This is a genomic window from Pseudonocardia sp. NPDC049154 (assembly GCF_040648315.1).
Classification (GTDB): Bacteria; Actinomycetota; Actinomycetes; order Mycobacteriales; family Pseudonocardiaceae; genus Pseudonocardia.
In genome coordinates, this window is sequence record NZ_JBEZDN010000016.1 from 39007 (window position 1) to 54228 (window position 15222).

16 protein-coding genes and 1 pseudogene are annotated in these 15222 nt (G+C 71.4%); 14 read left to right on the top strand and 3 right to left on the bottom strand.

The window, feature by feature from the left end:
- Positions 1-69: 69 nt before the first annotated feature.
- Positions 70-363 carry a hypothetical protein gene (locus AB0B41_RS11465; RefSeq protein WP_358201694.1) on the top strand — a complete coding sequence of 98 codons (294 nt, stop codon included), beginning with the start codon at positions 70-72 and terminating at the stop codon, positions 361-363.
- 414 nt (positions 364-777) lie between these two features.
- Here AB0B41_RS11465 and AB0B41_RS11470 read toward each other — a convergent pair whose 3' ends face one another.
- A complete protein-coding gene (locus AB0B41_RS11470) occupies positions 778-1803 on the bottom strand; it encodes a hypothetical protein (protein WP_358201696.1) in 1026 nt (341 codons plus the stop codon).
- Positions 1804-2067: 264 nt separating this feature from the next.
- A complete protein-coding gene (locus tag AB0B41_RS11475) occupies positions 2068-2388 on the bottom strand; it encodes an ANTAR domain-containing protein (RefSeq protein ID WP_358201698.1) in 321 nt (106 codons plus the stop codon).
- 444 nt (positions 2389-2832) lie between these two features.
- On the opposite strand from AB0B41_RS11475, the pseudogene AB0B41_RS11480 reads away from it, so the two are divergent.
- A pseudogene (locus tag AB0B41_RS11480) lies at positions 2833-3156 on the top strand (hypothetical protein); the annotation flags it as partial.
- Complete coding sequence (locus AB0B41_RS11485; RefSeq protein ID WP_358201701.1) at positions 3050-3553, top strand: DUF1345 domain-containing protein; 504 nt, start codon at positions 3050-3052, stop codon at positions 3551-3553. The pseudogene AB0B41_RS11480 and the gene AB0B41_RS11485, both read left to right, overlap by 107 nt.
- A gap of 295 nt (positions 3554-3848) precedes the next feature.
- Here AB0B41_RS11485 and AB0B41_RS11490 read toward each other — a convergent pair whose 3' ends face one another.
- Complete coding sequence (locus AB0B41_RS11490; protein ID WP_358201703.1) at positions 3849-3977, bottom strand: hypothetical protein; 129 nt, start codon at positions 3975-3977, stop codon at positions 3849-3851.
- A 335-nt stretch (positions 3978-4312) separates the two neighbouring features.
- On the opposite strand from AB0B41_RS11490, the gene AB0B41_RS11495 reads away from it, so the two are divergent.
- From AB0B41_RS11495 to AB0B41_RS11545, 11 genes are all read left to right on the top strand, one after another.
- Positions 4313-4552 (top strand): hypothetical protein, encoded by a 240-nt coding sequence (locus AB0B41_RS11495; protein ID WP_358201705.1) that lies wholly within the window; start codon positions 4313-4315, stop codon positions 4550-4552.
- Between the two features lie 321 nt (positions 4553-4873).
- On the top strand, positions 4874-5224 hold the full coding sequence (locus AB0B41_RS11500; protein WP_358201707.1) for a cytochrome ubiquinol oxidase subunit I: 351 nt from the start codon (positions 4874-4876) through the stop codon (positions 5222-5224).
- A 487-nt stretch (positions 5225-5711) separates the two neighbouring features.
- Positions 5712-6257 (top strand): general stress protein, encoded by a 546-nt coding sequence (locus AB0B41_RS11505; RefSeq protein ID WP_358201709.1) that lies wholly within the window; start codon positions 5712-5714, stop codon positions 6255-6257.
- A 1-nt stretch (position 6258) separates the two neighbouring features.
- Positions 6259-8142, top strand: coding sequence for a molecular chaperone DnaK (gene dnaK / locus AB0B41_RS11510; RefSeq protein WP_358201712.1), 1884 nt, complete (start codon positions 6259-6261; stop codon positions 8140-8142).
- Between the two features lie 9 nt (positions 8143-8151).
- Complete coding sequence (locus AB0B41_RS11515) at positions 8152-8745, top strand: nucleotide exchange factor GrpE (RefSeq protein ID WP_358201714.1); 594 nt, start codon at positions 8152-8154, stop codon at positions 8743-8745.
- 3 nt (positions 8746-8748) lie between these two features.
- Positions 8749-9735 carry a J domain-containing protein gene (locus AB0B41_RS11520; RefSeq protein WP_358201717.1) on the top strand — a complete coding sequence of 329 codons (987 nt, stop codon included), beginning with the start codon at positions 8749-8751 and terminating at the stop codon, positions 9733-9735.
- Positions 9732-10124: a chaperone modulator CbpM gene (locus AB0B41_RS11525; RefSeq protein WP_358201719.1), complete on the top strand. Its 393-nt coding sequence runs from the start codon at positions 9732-9734 to the stop codon at positions 10122-10124. Before AB0B41_RS11520 ends, AB0B41_RS11525 begins: the two co-directional genes overlap by 4 nt.
- Complete coding sequence (clpB, locus tag AB0B41_RS11530) at positions 10115-12742, top strand: ATP-dependent chaperone ClpB (RefSeq protein ID WP_358201722.1); 2628 nt, start codon at positions 10115-10117, stop codon at positions 12740-12742. Before AB0B41_RS11525 ends, clpB begins: the two co-directional genes overlap by 10 nt.
- Complete coding sequence (gene trxA / locus AB0B41_RS11535; RefSeq protein WP_358201724.1) at positions 12739-13203, top strand: thioredoxin; 465 nt, start codon at positions 12739-12741, stop codon at positions 13201-13203. The genes clpB and trxA overlap by 4 nt, the downstream gene beginning before the upstream one ends.
- A complete protein-coding gene (locus tag AB0B41_RS11540; protein WP_358201726.1) occupies positions 13200-13472 on the top strand; it encodes a UBP-type zinc finger domain-containing protein in 273 nt (90 codons plus the stop codon). The genes trxA and AB0B41_RS11540 overlap by 4 nt, the downstream gene beginning before the upstream one ends.
- Positions 13469-15187, top strand: a complete 1719-nt coding sequence (locus AB0B41_RS11545) for an FAD-dependent oxidoreductase (RefSeq protein ID WP_358201729.1) — start codon at positions 13469-13471, stop codon at positions 15185-15187. Before AB0B41_RS11540 ends, AB0B41_RS11545 begins: the two co-directional genes overlap by 4 nt.
- Positions 15188-15222 lie beyond the last annotated feature (35 nt).

A 15222-nucleotide genomic window follows, 5' to 3' on the forward strand; every position in this document is an offset into this window, starting at 1 on the left:
GGACTCTGTCGAGCCGAAACCCGGAATGTCCGCCGCGCGCGGCGCGACCGTGGTGAGTTCCCCGAGCCGGTGCCCTACCCGACCTCCTGCTCGCCGCAGGCGTGGGCCTCGGCCACCCCGGTCCAGCTCGTCCGGACATTGCTGCGGTTCGACCCGGAGCCTCCTCGGGAGCGGCTGTGGGTCGACCCCGTGCTGCCCCCGGCCTTCGCCCCGCTCCGGGTCGAGGGGGTGGCCCTCGGGGCCGACCGCGTCAGCGTGGAGGTGACCGGTGATGAGACGCTGGTGGACGGGGTCCAGCTCGAGCTTGTCCCGCTCGCCGAGTTCGCCGACGTACTCCACGCCCCGAGCAGAGGTGCGGCTTGACCTCGGCATCGAAGCACTCTCGCTGGGCGGGCTCGCGGACCTCATCGTCAGGGGTACGCCGGCGGCGCGGGCGATCGGCGCCGCTGCCCGCGGACCCTCGTCCGGGCTCATCCGCCGAGGAAGCGGCGAACCCGCCGCGCCTTCGGCCCTCCGGCACGGCCGAGATGTCGATGCCGTGATGGATCACAGCGGCGATGCGGACGTCGTCCGCGGTCGAGGCCTGGGAGTGCGAGATGGCGATCACCGGGACGTCATGCAAGGAGCGATCGATAGCGTTCAGCGTGGCGTCGAACGGGCCGTGGTCGGTGGTCGCGACGGGAACGCCCACCGGGCGGTTGCTGTCTTCAACGACAGCCGACTGATCGGCCGACGACCATCGGCGAAGCGGCCGGTTCCCGTCCGCGCCGGACCGGCTCAGGTCGCTCCCGTCACTGCGGGCGGGATGCGTATTCCGCCGCGCAGAGCGCGCACTGTTGCCGCCGTGAGGTCGCTGGTCCGCAGGGCGACCAGGCATCGCCCCAGGGAGTCCGCCACCGCCTCCGCGGCCACGTGGAGTGACTGCGCGAGGGTCGGGATGTCGGTGACGCCCTCGACCAGGAGGCCCAGGACCCGGAGGTCCAGAACAGAGAGGCCGTACAGGTCGCCCGTTGGGCGCAGGAGCACCGCGGCGTAGAGGTGATCGAGGTCGGGGCGGGCGAAGTCGAGCGCGATGACCCGGATCAGCTGCTCGCAACCGGTGCCGGTAGGGGCGAGGAACGAGATGTACGCCCCGCTCGCGGCCAACTCGTCCACGGCGACTGTGAGGATCGGTGAGCCCGGCGCCAGCAGGCGGTCGTCGGGGAGACCTGGCAGCGGCAGGACGTCGCCTGCGCGGGTGAGGACGACGCCGGCGCTGGCACTCGCGACGATCCGGGCGGTCTCGGCGATGTCCCGGGTGCGGTCCAGGTCATCGGCGATCACCGTGGTGACGGCCGCGACGACCCTTAGGTCAGCCTGGCTCGGCCGCGACCGATCGGCGGAGAGCAGGCTGAGGAAGCCGACGTGCCGCCCCTCCGTTGTGAACAGCCCGGCTGCGAGGCCCTGGCGGAAACCCGCCGGGAGCAGGTGGTCGGCCCACGCGCGGACCTCGGACAGCGAGCTCGAGATCTCGCTGGCCAGCATCGGCGGCCGACCCCGGCTGAGGCCCAGCATCTCCACCTCCTCGTCGGCCTCCGGACGACTGAAGTAGTCACGGAGAGGCTCGGCCGCGCCCGTGGTGGCCAGCGGGACGTGACGGTGCTGCTCGGGGTCGCGTACTGCGAGCCAGCTGGCGTCGAAGGCCAGGATCCGCCCGAGCTGCTGCAGGATCACCGCAGCCCGTTCCTGCATGGTCGCAGACGAGGCGGCGAGCCGCCCGGACTCCAGACGCAGGTCAGCCAGCTCCGGTGCTCTCCCGCTCATCGTTCCTCTCCCGTCCGTGGTGGGACGCACCACCCTGCACGTTCGGCGCGGACAGCGGCGTGGGGTTCGCGTCGGTGCTGGCAGCTCGGCCAGGGTGTGCTCCACGTGGGCCGTCCCTGTTCGTCGGGAGATGGCGAGGGTGCGCGCGATCTGCCTGTTCGAGCAACCCTCCACGATCAGCCAGTAGCTCGAGCTCCCGCGCTGTGAGACCGTGCAAAGCATCCGGTGCGGCCCGGCGCCCGCCATCATGCGCCGGAAACGCTCTCAGAGCGTCCCCGCGTAGATCACCGCCTCGGCCAGCTCTTGCACCTTCACATTGCGGTGCTGGCTTTGTGCCTTGAGGGTCGCGATGGCCTGGTCGTCCGTGAGCTGGCGCCGGGCCATCAGGATGCCGATCGCGATGCCGATCCGACGGTTGGTGGCTAGCGCGCGCTCCAAGTTGGCCGCCCTGTCCTCCGCCGACCGGGCCCGCGCCTGCAGCTCGTCGAGCTCGGCGAGGACGTCGAAGCGCTGCGCCGGCGCGGCCGGTTCCTCCACTGACAAGCAGACGGGCATCATGTCCTGGTCCTCCTCCTCGTGCGCCACGTGTGCGAATCGGCGGTGCGCCGTCGTCGCCGGTCCGCCATGAGCGTCCGTGCCTCGGACGTCCAGGGTGAGGGCATGTTCCGGCGTCCGACATCGGCAGAGCGACCGATCCGCGCCACCGCGACCCGGAATAGGCATGTCTGCCGATACCGCAGCGTGTACGCCTGGCGTCGGATGGATCGCGCCCGGCATCGCCACGGCGCCGATGCTCGGGCCGCCCCGAGGACCGGCAGCCACAGGGAGGCGGCGTGAAGCAGTCGTCTACGACGGACCCCGTCAGGCCAGGGTCACGAATGTGCCGGGTGCGCGTCGAGCGACCGACGACCTGCCCGCCTTCTGCGAGCGCATCGTTCAGGAGTTCGCTGGTGCGGACGCTCTGGCGGGTGGTCGTGCCGCGTCCTCCTGAGCCGCCTGCGTCGGGTGGGGGTGGCCCGGGTGGCCACGGTGCTCCCGCCGCGAGCGGGACCCGGACGGCAGGAGGGGAACCGGAACGGCGGATCATCTCCTGGCGTCGCCTGGCGGTGTCGCTCGCCGCGGGCACCGCGGCTTCGGTCGCCCTGGCCCTGGCCCTGGCCCTGGCCCTGGCCCTGGCCCTGGCCCTGGCCCTGGCCCTGGCCCTGCCTCGGCCTGGCCTGGCTGGCGGTCCTCGTCGGCTGGGCTGTTGCCGTGTCGGTCGTACTGGGATGGGTCTGGCGCATCGGCTGGCCGCAGGACCAGCGAGGCACCAAGCGCTTGGCGGAGGAAGAGGGACGGTCCCACGTCACGGACACGGCGGTTCTCGTCGCGGCCGTGGCCAGCCTGGTCGCGGTTCTCCAGGCCGTCGGCACCTGCCGGACGGGACGACGCGGTCGCGGTCGCGGCCGTCGTCCTCGCCGTCGTCGACGCGATTCTGTCCTGGGCGCTGGTGAACACGGTCTTCGCCCTCAAGTACGCGCGGCTCTACTACGCGGGCAACGACGGCGGCATCGAGTTCCACCAGGACGAGCCGCCGGTTTACAGCGATCTTGCTTACGTCGCGTTCACCGTCGGCATGACGTTCGCCGTTTCCGAGACCCGGCTGGCGACCACGCAGCTTCGCAAGGTCGGCCTGGGACACGCGCTCCTGTCCTACCTGTTCGGGACCGTGGTGATCGCCGTCGCTGTCAGCCTGCTGACCAACCTGTGACCGAGCGCCGGGGCGGGTAGCGCACATGGGCATGGCGGCCGACGCTGCGGGTCTGCTCCTGGTCCTTCTGGTCGCCGTGGATGCGGTCACCACCGTCCTGCACCCCACGACTCGGGGGCACGTGGATCACGGGTGCGGCGGCGTGGACGGCGGCGCGGGCGGTCGTCCGGGCGGTGCGGCGTCCCGGCCTGCTGACCTCGGTCGGCCCCTGGCCGTGGCCGCCGTCTTCGGTATGTGGACGGTGCTCATGTGGTCCGGCTGGGCTGGTGTACCTCCTCGACCTCGACGCCCTCGCTTACAACAGCTCGTGCCTACGGGCCGCACACGTCACCGTGCTGTACGTGAGCGGCATGTGGTCCTGGGCGGCGCCTCCTACCCGCAGGACCTGCAGCAGCAGGTGGTCGCGGTGGACGAGGACCCCCATCGCTTCCGTTCCTCTTCCACCTATGCGCCCAGGATCCCGCGTCGTCGCTGCACATACTCACACGGGCTCGACCACTTCGCGTTCTTCGTGGGGCGTTGCCGGTCCTTCCTCGACGAGCTCGCCCGGCACCACCTGTATTCGCGGATGCACATCCTCGGGGGCGAGTGAGACCCCTCGGTCACGCCGGCCCTCGCTCAGCGCCCCCCACACCGCGCCGTAGATGGGTGCTTCTGCCGATGCCGTCGGGGGCGTCATCCGGCGTGCAATCGGGTAGCTCTCGACCGATCGTCGTGTAGCTGATCGACGCCGCCGTGGCGGCCGACGGAGGAGATGCCATGCGTGCAGAGGATCTGTCAGGAGCGGATGCCGCCGTGTACCGCGCCGTCGCCGAGCGGGAGGTCGGCGCAGGCGCGCCCCATCTGCAGGACATCGCCCGTCAGGCCGGGCTGAGCCCGGAGGCGACCCGCACGGCCGTTCACCGGCTCCTGCACAGCGAGCCGAAGATCCTGCGCGAGGTTCCTGACACCAGCCCCACCGACCTGGGACCGGTCTACGAACTCGCGCCGCGCACCTGACTACGCGCGGCGGTTCCGGGCCTCCGACCGGAGAATCCGGTCACTCGGCTCGGCGTCGCGCGCCCGTGACCCGGTCTCCGCGGGGAGTGCGCATGTGCTCGGCGACGCGCGGAGGGGTGCGTCCATCCGCGCCTGCTCGGCGGCCAGGCCGAAGGAGCGCCCCGGGGCTGGGTCCACTCGCACCGGGCGCACGACTCCGCGCGGCTGCAGTAGTCGACCGGTGGGATGGCCCGAAGGCTCCGGAGCACCTCGTCGGGCGCCGCAATCGGGGGTGCTCGGTGGTCGCCGCGAACGGGTGGATCAACGAGCCGGTCGGAGTGGGTGCTGCGCAGCGGGCACGTGGTCGCCGTGCACCCCCTGCAGGTCTCCTTCAACGGAGCCTTCTGGTTCGAGGCGCTGCACATGCTGTTGGCCGGCTACATGGTCGCCGGCTTCGTCGTCGCCGGCGTCTACGCCGTCGACCTGCTGCGCGGCGACGGTCACCCTGGGCTGGGGGTCGCGCAGTACCCCTACCTGCTGGGCACCCACCTGCCGATCGCTGCCGCCGCTGCCCCGTTACCCACGCTGTCCGCCTTGACCGTGGTCGCCGCCGCGGCGCTGGTCCTCGTGGTGCCGTCCATGGGGTTGCTGTTCGTGCTGCAGCAGCGCGGGCGCCTGGGCAAGTCCCCATAGGGGCACGCCGGGGGGTGCACCCGCCGGACTCTTCTGGACGGTCATCGCATGCCCGTCCATGCCTCCTCGGCCGGTGCAGCCGGTGGGATCGATCAGCGGGGCCGCACGGCGACGGTTCGGCCAGCTGCGGGCCGCCGCGGCTCACGGCACCGTGCCCACGTCGATCCGTCCATCGGCAGCACTGCCCATCCCGGCTGGAGCACGCCGCCACGGACTGCTCCGGCCCCACCGCGTGCCGCCCCATCGGTAGAACGACCGATTGCCGTCGTCGGCACGAACGTCGACCGTAGACGGCACAGTGCGGCGGGACCTTCGACGTGGCCACCGCGCGATCGAGAGATCTCCGTTGACGTCAATGCGACAGGAGGAACAGTCCGTGGCTCTGATGCGGTTCGACCCGTTCCGGGAACTCGACCGGCTCGCCGAACGGACTCTGTCCGTCGGGGCGCGTGGGCTGCGCAGCACGCGGCTGAACGGGGAGTGACTCATGACTTCGTCAGCTCGACACGACGCGAACCCGACCGGCTCCCGAGGGGGCGGCGCTGTCCCCCCGTGGTCTCCCGGTAACCCCGACGCCTCGGCTCGCTCGGCCCGGCGGACCGTCGCCTCCTACACCAGCTACGCCGACGCCGAGCGTGCGGTCGACCGGCTCGCCGACCTCGACTTCCCGGTCGAGCGGGTCGCCATCCTCGGCCAGGACCTGCAGACCGTCGAGCAGGTGACCGGAAAGCTGGACTATCCCACTGCCGCCTGGCGGGGTGCGGTGAGCGGTGCCGTCCCGGGCGCGCTGCTCGGCTGGATCTTCGGACTCTTCGGCTGGGCCGATCCGTTGGTGAGCGCGCTTCTGCTCGCCCTCTACGGACTGCTCATCGGAGCGGTGATCGGAGCGGTCATCGCGGTGATCGTCTACGCGCTCCAGGGAGGTCGCCGGGACTTTGCGTCGGTGGCCTTCATGCGTCCCCAGCGGTTCGAACTGGTTGTCGACGACGAGGTGGCCGACCAGGCTGCCCGGCTGCTCGCAGAGAGGGTCTGAGATGGCGCGCGCGGTGGGTATCGATCTCGGGACGACGAACTCGGTCATTGCCGCATGGGAGGGCGGTGAGGCCTCGGTCGTCCCCAACGCCGAGGGGGCTCGCACGACGCCGTCGGTGGTGGCGTTCACCGAGAACGGGGAGCGTCTGGTCGGCCAGTTGGCCCGCCGGCAGGCAATCCTCAACTCCAAGGGGACGATCTACTCGGTCAAGCGGTTCGTCGGCCGCAGATTCGAGGAGGTCGAGGAGGAGGCCGGTCAGGTCACCTACGACGTGGTTCCCGATGCGAACGGGCTCGCCCGGATCAAGGTGCGGGACAAGATGTATGCGCCGGAGGAGATCTCCGCGCTGATCCTGCGCAAACTCGCCGACGACGCCGGACGGCACCTCGGCGAGCGGGTCACCGAGGCGGTGATCACCGTCCCGGCCTACTTCAACGACGCGCAGCGAACCGCAACCCGCGATGCGGGGAAGATCGCCGGCCTCGAGGTCTTGCGGATCATCAACGAGCCGACTGCCGCGGCGCTCGCCTACGGGATGGACAAGGGCCAGCACGAGACGGTGCTGGTGTTCGACCTCGGCGGCGGGACGTTCGACGTCAGCGTCCTCGACGTCGGCGACGGCGTCGTCGAGGTGCGTGCCACTGCCGGTGACACCCACCTCGGAGGTGACGACTTCGACCGGCGGATCGTCGACCACCTCGCCGAGGAGTTCCAGAAGGAGAACGGCATCGACCTGCGGAAGGACCCGCAGGCGCTGCAGCGGCTGTACGAGGCCGCCGAGAAGGCGAAGGTCGAGTTGAGCTCGGTCAGCCAGACCCAGGTCAACCTGCCCTTCGTCACGGCGGACGCCAACGGGCCGAAGCACCTGACGATGACGCTGATGCGCTCGAAGTTCGAGCAACTCACGGCGGACCTCGTGGAGCGGACGATGGGGCCGGTACGTCAGGCCATGTCGGACGCCAAGGTGGGGGCGGACGACGTCGACGAGGTCATCCTGGTCGGCGGGTCGACCCGGATACCGGCGGTGCAGGCGCTCGTGCGCCGGCTGACCGGTGGCAAGGAACCGAACATGACCGTGAACCCCGACGAGGTCGTGGCGGTCGGCGCCGCGATCCAGGCGGGGGTGCTCAAGGGCGAGGTCTCCGACGTCCTCCTGCTCGACGTCACGCCGCTGTCGCTGGGGGTGGAGACCCAGGGCGGGCTGATGACCAAGATCGTCGAGCGGAACTCCACGATCCCGGTCCGGCGCAGCGAGGTCTTCTCGACGGCCGCGGACAACCAGCCTGCCGTCGACGTCGTCGTGCTGCAGGGCGAGCGCGAGCGCGCGGCGGACAACCGGGTGCTCGGGCGGTTCCAGCTCACCGGCATCCGACCGGCGCCGCGCGGGGAGCCGCAGATCGAGGTCGTCTTCGACATCGACGCCAACGGCATCGTCAACGTGACGGCCCGCGACAAGGACACCGGCGCCGAGCAGGGCATCACGATCTCCGAGAGCGCCAACCTGGACACCGCCGAGGTCGAGCGGATGGTCACGGAGGCCGAGCGGAACAGGGCGTCGGACCAGCAACTCCGGCAGGAGGTCGACGCGCGCAACCAGTTGGACAGCGCGGCCTACCAGGTGGAACGCCGACTCGACGAGCTGGGCGACTCGGCACCACCGCACGAGCGCGCTCGGGCCGAGATGCTGGTGACCGAGGCCCGGCAGGCGGTGGCTGATCAGGCGCCGCTCGATCGCGTCCGCGAGCTGACCGGCGAGCTGCAGCAGGTGCTGGCCGGGCTCCAGGCGGCGTCGACCAACTCTGCCGCGGACGTCGGTGAGGCAACCGCCGGTGACAGGGCGGCCGCGGACGACGACGTCATCGACGCCGAGTTCGACCGGAAGTGAGCTCTGGCGATGGGAGAGCCCGGACCGGAGACGCCGTCCGCCCGGCCGCAGGGTGGACCGGGTGGGGACGCGGAAGCCTCCGAGGCACGGCCTCACCCGGAGGGCGGACCTCCACAGGAGGCGGGGCCCACACCGGCGGACGGCGCGACGGCCGGCCCCACCCAGCGCGCGCTCGACGCCGCCGAGGACCGCTGGCGGCGCGCCGCGGCAGACCTGGACAACCTGCGCAAGCGCTACGCGCGGGAGGTCGCACGCGAGCGCGAGATCGAGCGGGAGCTCGTCACGTCCGCGTTCCTACCGGTGCTCGACACCATCGATCGTGCGCTCGAACACGCCGCGGCGGACCCCGAATCCATCGTCGAGGGCATCCGCACCCTCCGTGAGCAGGCCCTCGCCGTCGTCTCGGGGCTCGGCTACGGACGCGAGGACGAGCCCGGAGTGCCGTTCGATCCGGCGCGGCACGAGGTGGTGGGGGTGGTGGACGCCGACGGGGCCGGGACCCCGCCCGGTTCGGTGGCCTCCGTGGTCCGGCCCGGCTACGGCGCCCCTGGACGCCAGCTCCGACCGGCAGCCGTCACCGTCGCGCAGCGGCAGGAGAGCTGACCGATGCCCCGCGACTTCTACGAGGTACTCGAGGTGTCCCGTGACGCCGGCCCCGACGAGCTGCAGCAGGCGTTCCGGCGGTTGGCGCGGAAGAACCATCCGGACGTGAACAAGGATCCGGGGGCGGAGGAGCGGTTCAAGGAGATCAACGAGGCGTACTCCGTGCTGTCGGACCCGGAGCTCCGCAAGCGCTACGACCGTTTCGGGGAGGACTTCCGGCGGGTTCCCGAGGACTGGGAGCAGCGCGTCGGTGCCGGTGCGGGCGGATTCGGTGGCCGGGCCGGTCGTGGTCGCCGGGCGACCTGGACCGCGGAGGGCGCCGACGTCGGCGAGGGATTCGTCGGCGGAAGCTTCGACGGCATCGACATCGAGGACCTCCTGGGAGGCATGTTCGGCGGCCGTGGCCGCGGCCCGCGTGTGGCCCGCACTGCGGGAGCGGATCAGGAGGCCGAGCTCCCCCTCACCGTGGAGGAGGCCTATCACGGCGGACGCAAGGAGATCACGCTCAACGGCCCGGAGGGCCCGCGCAGCTACACGGTCACCATCCCACCCGGCGTCACCGACGGCCGGCGGATCAGGCTGGCCGGCGAAGGAGGTCGGGGGCTCGGCGACGGCTCGGCCGGAGACCTCTACCTGGTGGTGCGGCTGTTGCCGCACCCGCTCTTCCGCGTGGAGGGCCGGAACATCCACGTCGACCTGAAGCTCGCCCCGTGGGAAGCGGCCCTCGGCGCGACCGTCCCGGTCGCCGCGCCCGGGGGCGAGACCAAGGTGACCGTGCCTTCCGGCTCCTCGTCGGGACGACGCCTCCGCCTGCGTGGGCAAGGCATGCCGGACCCGGCGGGGCAACCGGGCGACCTGATCGGCGAGATCAAGATCATGGTGCCGGCACGGCTCAGCGAACGCGAACGCGAGCTGTACTCCGAACTCGCCACGTCGTCGACGTTCGATCCGCGCCGCGCCACGACCGACGACGCGAGGCGACGCCGATGAACCCGCAGAGTCGTCCGCTTCGCTACCCGCTGGTCCGGAGTCCGAGATCCGCCCTGCTCGACGAGGAGGAGTTCGCCCGGCGCTGCGGCCTGCACCCCGAACTGGTGCGGCGGTTCTGGGCGCTGGGGCTGATCCCGGCCGCGCGTCACGTCGACGGATCCCTGTGGTTCAGCCCGGCGCAGGTACCGGCCGTCTCACGGTTGCAGCGCTTGCGCGCCTCCCTGCCGCTCAACTACGCCGCCCTCGGACTCGTGTGCGACCTCCTCGACCGGATCACCGACCTCGAGACCGCCCTGCGCGTTCGCGGGCGCACCGAACCGGTGCGCCGACGCACCACCACCCAGCAGCCGACCGTCGACCGACCGGAGCGGAGTCAGCGATGGACCTGAACCGCCTGACCCAGAAGTCCCAGCAGGCACTGTCCGAGGCGCAGGACCTGGCCACCCGTGCGGGCCACACCGAGGTCGACGGCGAGCACCTGCTGGCCGCACTCCTCGACGAGCCGGAGGGGTTGGTGCCCCGCCTGCTCGGGGAGATGGGCGTCGATGTCCGGGCGCTGCGCTCCGACCTGGAGGAAGAGCTCGGCCGCAAGCCCCGCACGACCCGGCCGGGGCCCCAACCGGGCCAGGTCGCGGTCACCCGGCGGCTGGCGAAGGTGCTCGACGTCGCCGACCGAGAGGCACGGCGGATGAAGGACGAGTACGTGTCGGTCGAACACCTGCTCGTGGCGCTGGCGGAGGAGGGGTCCGCCAGCGGTGCGGGCCGGGTGCTCGCCCGCCACGCCGTCACCCGCGAGGCCTTCCTCGCCGCGCTGACGCGGGTACGCGGCAACCAGCGCGTCACCTCGGCCACTCCGGAAGGGTCGTACGAGGCCCTGACGAAGTACGGGATGGACCTGGTGGAGTCGGCCCGCTCCGGTCGGCTGGACCCGGTGATCGGCCGCGACGCCGAGATCCGCCGGGTCGTCCAGATCCTGTCCCGGAAGTCGAAGAACAACCCCGTGCTGCTCGGCGAGCCCGGAGTCGGCAAGACCGCCATCGTCGAGGGCCTGGCCCAGCGCATCGTCGACGGGGACGTCCCCGAAGGCCTGCGCGAACGCACCATCTTCGCCCTGGACATGGGGCTGCTCGTGGCCGGGGCGAAGTACCGCGGTGAGTTCGAGGAACGGCTGCAGGCGGTGCTGTCGGAGGTCAAGGCGGCGGAGGGCCGGATCCTGCTGTTCGTCGACGAACTGCACAACGTCGTCGGTGCAGGGGCATCCGAGGGATCGATGGATGCCGGCAACATGCTCAAGCCGATGCTCGCCCGCGGTGAGCTGCACATGATCGGTGCGACCACACTCACCGAGTATCGCCAGCACGTCGAGAAGGACGCCGCGCTCGAGCGCAGGTTCCAGCCCGTCTTCGTCGACGAACCCACCGTCGAGGACTCGGTCTCCATCCTGCGAGGGTTGCGCGAGCGGTTCGAGGTGTTCCACGGTGTCCGGATCCTCGACGGATCGTTGATCGCGGCGGCGACGTTGAGCCACCGCTACCTCACCGACCGTTTCCTGCCCGACAAGGCCATCGACCTGGTCGACGAGGCGTGCGCCCGGCTGCGCACCGAGATCGACTCCATGCCCGCCGAGCTCGACGAGATCACCCGCAAGGTGATGCGGCTGGAGATCGAGGAGGCGGCGCTCGCCCAGGAGGAGGAGGACGCCGCATCCCGTGCGCGGCTCGACCAGCTCCGCCGTGAGCTGGCCGACCTGCGCGGCGAGGCCGACGCCATGCGCGCCCAGTGGAATGCCGAACGGCAGGCGATCAAGCGCGTTCAGGAGCTACGGGCGGAGCTGGAACAGGTCCGCCACGACATCCAGGATGCCGAGCGCGCCTACGACCTCAACCGCGCCGCGGAGCTGCGCTTCACGAAGCAGGCCGACCTCGAGCGCAAGCTCGAGGCCGAAGAGCATCGGCTCGCCGAGAAGCAGGGCGAGCACCGGCTGCTGCGCGAGGTGGTGACGGCGGAGGAGATCGCAGAGATCGTGTCGGTGTGGACCGGCATCCCGGTTGCCCGGCTGACCGAGGGCGAGCGGGAGAAGCTGCTGCGCCTCGACGAGGTGCTGCACCGGCGGGTGGTAGGCCAGGACGAAGCGGTGCAGGCAGTCGCGGACGCGATCATCCGGGCCAGGTCCGGGGTGAAGGACCCACGACGGCCGACCGGCTCGTTCATCTTTCTCGGCCCGACCGGTGTCGGCAAGACGGAGCTGGCCAAGGCGCTGGCCGAGGCGCTGTTCGACTCCGAGGACAACATCGTCCGGATCGACATGAGCGAGTACCAGGAGCGGCACACCGTGTCCCGCCTGGTCGGCGCCCCGCCCGGCTACGTCGGCTACGAGGAGGGCGGCCAGCTCACCGAGGCGGTCCGCCGCCGTCCGTACGCCGTCGTCCTCTTCGACGAGATCGAGAAGGCGCACCCGGACGTCTTCAACACACTGCTGCAGGTCCTCGACGACGGTCGGCTCACCGACGCGCAGGGACGCACCGTCGACTTCCGCAACACCGTCATCATCATGACGTCGAACATCGGGTCGCAGTACCTGCTCGACGGGGTCACCGACGACGGCCGGCTCAAGCCGGAGGCACGTGATCTCGTGATGGCCGAGCTGCGTGCCCACTTCCGGCCCGAGTTCCTCAACCGGGTCGACGACACCGTGCTGTTCACGCCGCTGAGCCAGGGCGAGATCGAGAACATCGTCGAGCTCATGCTGTCCGACCTGCGCGTGCGGCTCGCCGAGCGCAACATCACCATGGAGATCGGCGAGGGCGCCCGTCGCTTCATCGCGCACGAGGGCTACGACCCGGTGTACGGGGCTCGTCCGCTGCGCAGATTCATCGCGCGAGAGGTCGAGACCCAGGTCGCCCGCGCGCTGCTGCGCGACGGGGCCATCGAGGGGTCCACCGTGCGGGTCGACGTGGGCGGCGACCAGCTCGTCGTCTCCCACGAGCCCATCGGAGCGCAGGCGTGAGCGCCTCGGCGACGGCGCGGACGAGCACCATCGCCTGCCCGCACTGCGGGAAGCGGAACCGGGTACCGGTGTCCGCAGGCTCGGTGCCGAAGTGCGGCAACTGCCACGAGCGCCTGCCCTGGATCGCCGACTCGGGCGACGACGACTTCGCCGAGGTCGCGGAGCGGGCTCCGGTCCCGGTACTCGTGGATCTGTGGGCGACCTGGTGCGGCCCGTGCCGGATGGTGAGTCCCGTCCTCGAACGGGTGGCCACCGAGCGAGCCGGTGAGCTCAAGCTGGTCAAGGTCGACGTCGACCGGGCGCCCCGGCTCTCCCAGCGGTTCGAGGTGCGCGCCGTCCCCACGCTGATGGTCCTGCGGGACGGTGAGGTACTCGCCCGCCAGCCCGGAGCCGCTCCGGAGCCGGCGTTGCGAAGCTGGCTGGACCAGGCACTGCAGTCGAAGGGAACCGAGGACCGATGAACGTTCCGGTAGGGCTCGACCCGCACCTGGCCTTCGTCCGCGACGACGTCGAGCCCCGCACGCCCGAGGGATGCCAGGAGTGCCTGCGGATCGGATCCCCCTGGGTCCATCTGCGGCTGTGTCTGACCTGCGGGCACGTCGGCTGTTGCGACCAGTCCCCGGGCAAGCATGCCCGCCGGCACGCCGGCCTGGTCGGCCACCCGATCATCCGGTCGTTCGAGCCGGGCGAGGACTGGCGGTGGTGCTTCGTCGACGAGGCACCGGTGTGACCGCCCGAGAGTCGGCCGACCAGAAGAGCCCTGGCGTCGAGCAACTGCTGGCCGACGTGCCGCCCGGGGAGACGCCGGACGTGTCCGGGGCCTTCCCCCGCCTCGAGGAGACGCGCCTCCGGGAGCTGGAGGCCTGGGGGGAGCGTCGGCCCACGACACGCGGGGACGTGCTCGTCGCCGAGGGCGAGGCGGAGGACACCTTCTACGTGTTGCTCTCCGGCCGGGTCGCCGTCGTCGAAGCGATCGGGACGCCCGACCAGCGTGTGGTGCGGTTGCACGGGCCCGGCCGCTTCCTCGGCGAGCTCGGTGTCCTGACGCGGCAGCCGGCCTTCCTGAGCGACGTCGTCGTCGACCCGGGTGAGGTCCTGGCGGTTCCGGCCGACCGGCTGCGTGCCCTCGCGGCGCGGGACCACGCCTTCGGTGATCTCGTGCTGCGGGCCTACCTCGTCCGACGATGGCTGACGCTGGGCGAGGGCATCGGGTTCCGGATCATCGGCTCCAGGTACTCGGCCACCACCAGGCAGCTGCGCGAGTTCGCCGTCCGCAACCGGCTGCCGCACCGGTTCCTGGACCTGGAGACCGACCCCATGGCCGAGCAGCTGCTCCGCTCCCTCGGGCTCGGCCCCGCCGACACGCCGATCGTGCTGTACCGGGACCGGCTGCTGCGTAACCCCTCGACCACCGAACTCGCGCCCACGTTCGGGCTGCGCGACATCGGTGACGGCCGGGAGATCTGCGATCTCGTGGTCGTGGGGGCCGGCCCTGCCGGGCTCGCGGCTGCTGTGTACGGCGCCTCGGAGGGCCTGGACACCGCGCTGCTCGACGGCGTCGCGCCGGGCGGGCAGGCGGCGCGGACGTCGTGCATCGAGAACTACCTCGGCTTCCCCTCCGGGATCTCCGGGGGCGAGCTGGCCGAGCGCGCTGTGTTGCAGGCGGAGAAGTTCGGGGCGCGGCGGTCCGTCCCGTCGGAGGTGGTGGGGTTGGAGGAGCGGGAAGGGAACCACGTGCTGCGGTTCGCCGACGGCGGTGAGCTGGCCACCCGCACGGTGATCGTCGCGTCCGGCGTGCGCGTCCGCCGGCTCCCGGTCCCCGGACTGGAGCAGTTCGAGGACACCTGTGTGTACTACGCGGCCACGCCCATCGAGGCCCAGCAGTGCGTCGGAGACCCGGTGGTGGTCGTGGGTGGGGGCAACTCGGGCGGCCAGGCCGCGGTCTTCCTCGCCGGCCATGCCGCCGAGGTCCACCTGGTGGTCAGGGAGCACGGACTCGACGAGAACATGTCGCGCTACCTCGCCGACCGGATCACCCAGGATCCGCGCATCGAGGTGCATCTGCACACCACGGTGGAGGACCTGGAGGGCGAGGGTGGCCGCCTCGAGGCCGTCGTCGTGACGGACACGGTGACCGGTGAGCGGCAGCGCCTGCTCGCGCGCGACCTCATGGTGTTCATCGGGGGGGAGCCCAGCACGTCGTGGTTGCCGGACTCGGTCGCCCTGGACTCCGGTGGCTACGTGCTGACCGGGCGGGACGCGCGCCGGCCGGCGCAGAGGGGAAGGTCCGGCGGGCCCGACCCGCTGCTGCTCGAGACCAGCCTGCCCGGCGTCTTCGCAGCCGGCGACGTGCGCAGCGGCTCGGTGAAGCGGGTCGCCTCGGCGGCGGGGGAGGGTGCGATGGCGGTCCGCATGGTGCACGAGCACCTGGCCACGGCCCGGTGACCGACGAGCTCAAGGAGATGGACGTCGCCGGAAGC

What these genes read in the sequence shown, in the direction of transcription:
- AB0B41_RS11505 (WP_358201709.1), top strand. Translation starts at nt 5,712, where the DNA reads ATGACTTCGTCAGCTCGACACGACGCGAACCCGACCGGCTCCCGAGGG.
- clpB (WP_358201722.1), top strand. Translation starts at nt 10,115, where the DNA reads ATGGACCTGAACCGCCTGACCCAGAAGTCCCAGCAGGCACTGTCCGAG.
- AB0B41_RS11495 (WP_358201705.1), top strand. Translation starts at nt 4,313, where the DNA reads ATGCGTGCAGAGGATCTGTCAGGAGCGGATGCCGCCGTGTACCGCGCC.
- dnaK (WP_358201712.1), top strand. Translation starts at nt 6,259, where the DNA reads ATGGCGCGCGCGGTGGGTATCGATCTCGGGACGACGAACTCGGTCATT.
- AB0B41_RS11470 (WP_358201696.1), bottom strand. Translation starts at nt 1,803, where the DNA reads ATGAGCGGGAGAGCACCGGAGCTGGCTGACCTGCGTCTGGAGTCCGGG.
- AB0B41_RS11540 (WP_358201726.1), top strand. Translation starts at nt 13,200, where the DNA reads ATGAACGTTCCGGTAGGGCTCGACCCGCACCTGGCCTTCGTCCGCGAC.
- AB0B41_RS11490 (WP_358201703.1), bottom strand. Translation starts at nt 3,977, where the DNA reads ATGGGGGTCCTCGTCCACCGCGACCACCTGCTGCTGCAGGTCCTGCGG.
- AB0B41_RS11520 (WP_358201717.1), top strand. Translation starts at nt 8,749, where the DNA reads ATGCCCCGCGACTTCTACGAGGTACTCGAGGTGTCCCGTGACGCCGGC.
- AB0B41_RS11525 (WP_358201719.1), top strand. Translation starts at nt 9,732, where the DNA reads ATGAACCCGCAGAGTCGTCCGCTTCGCTACCCGCTGGTCCGGAGTCCG.
- AB0B41_RS11515 (WP_358201714.1), top strand. Translation starts at nt 8,152, where the DNA reads ATGGGAGAGCCCGGACCGGAGACGCCGTCCGCCCGGCCGCAGGGTGGA.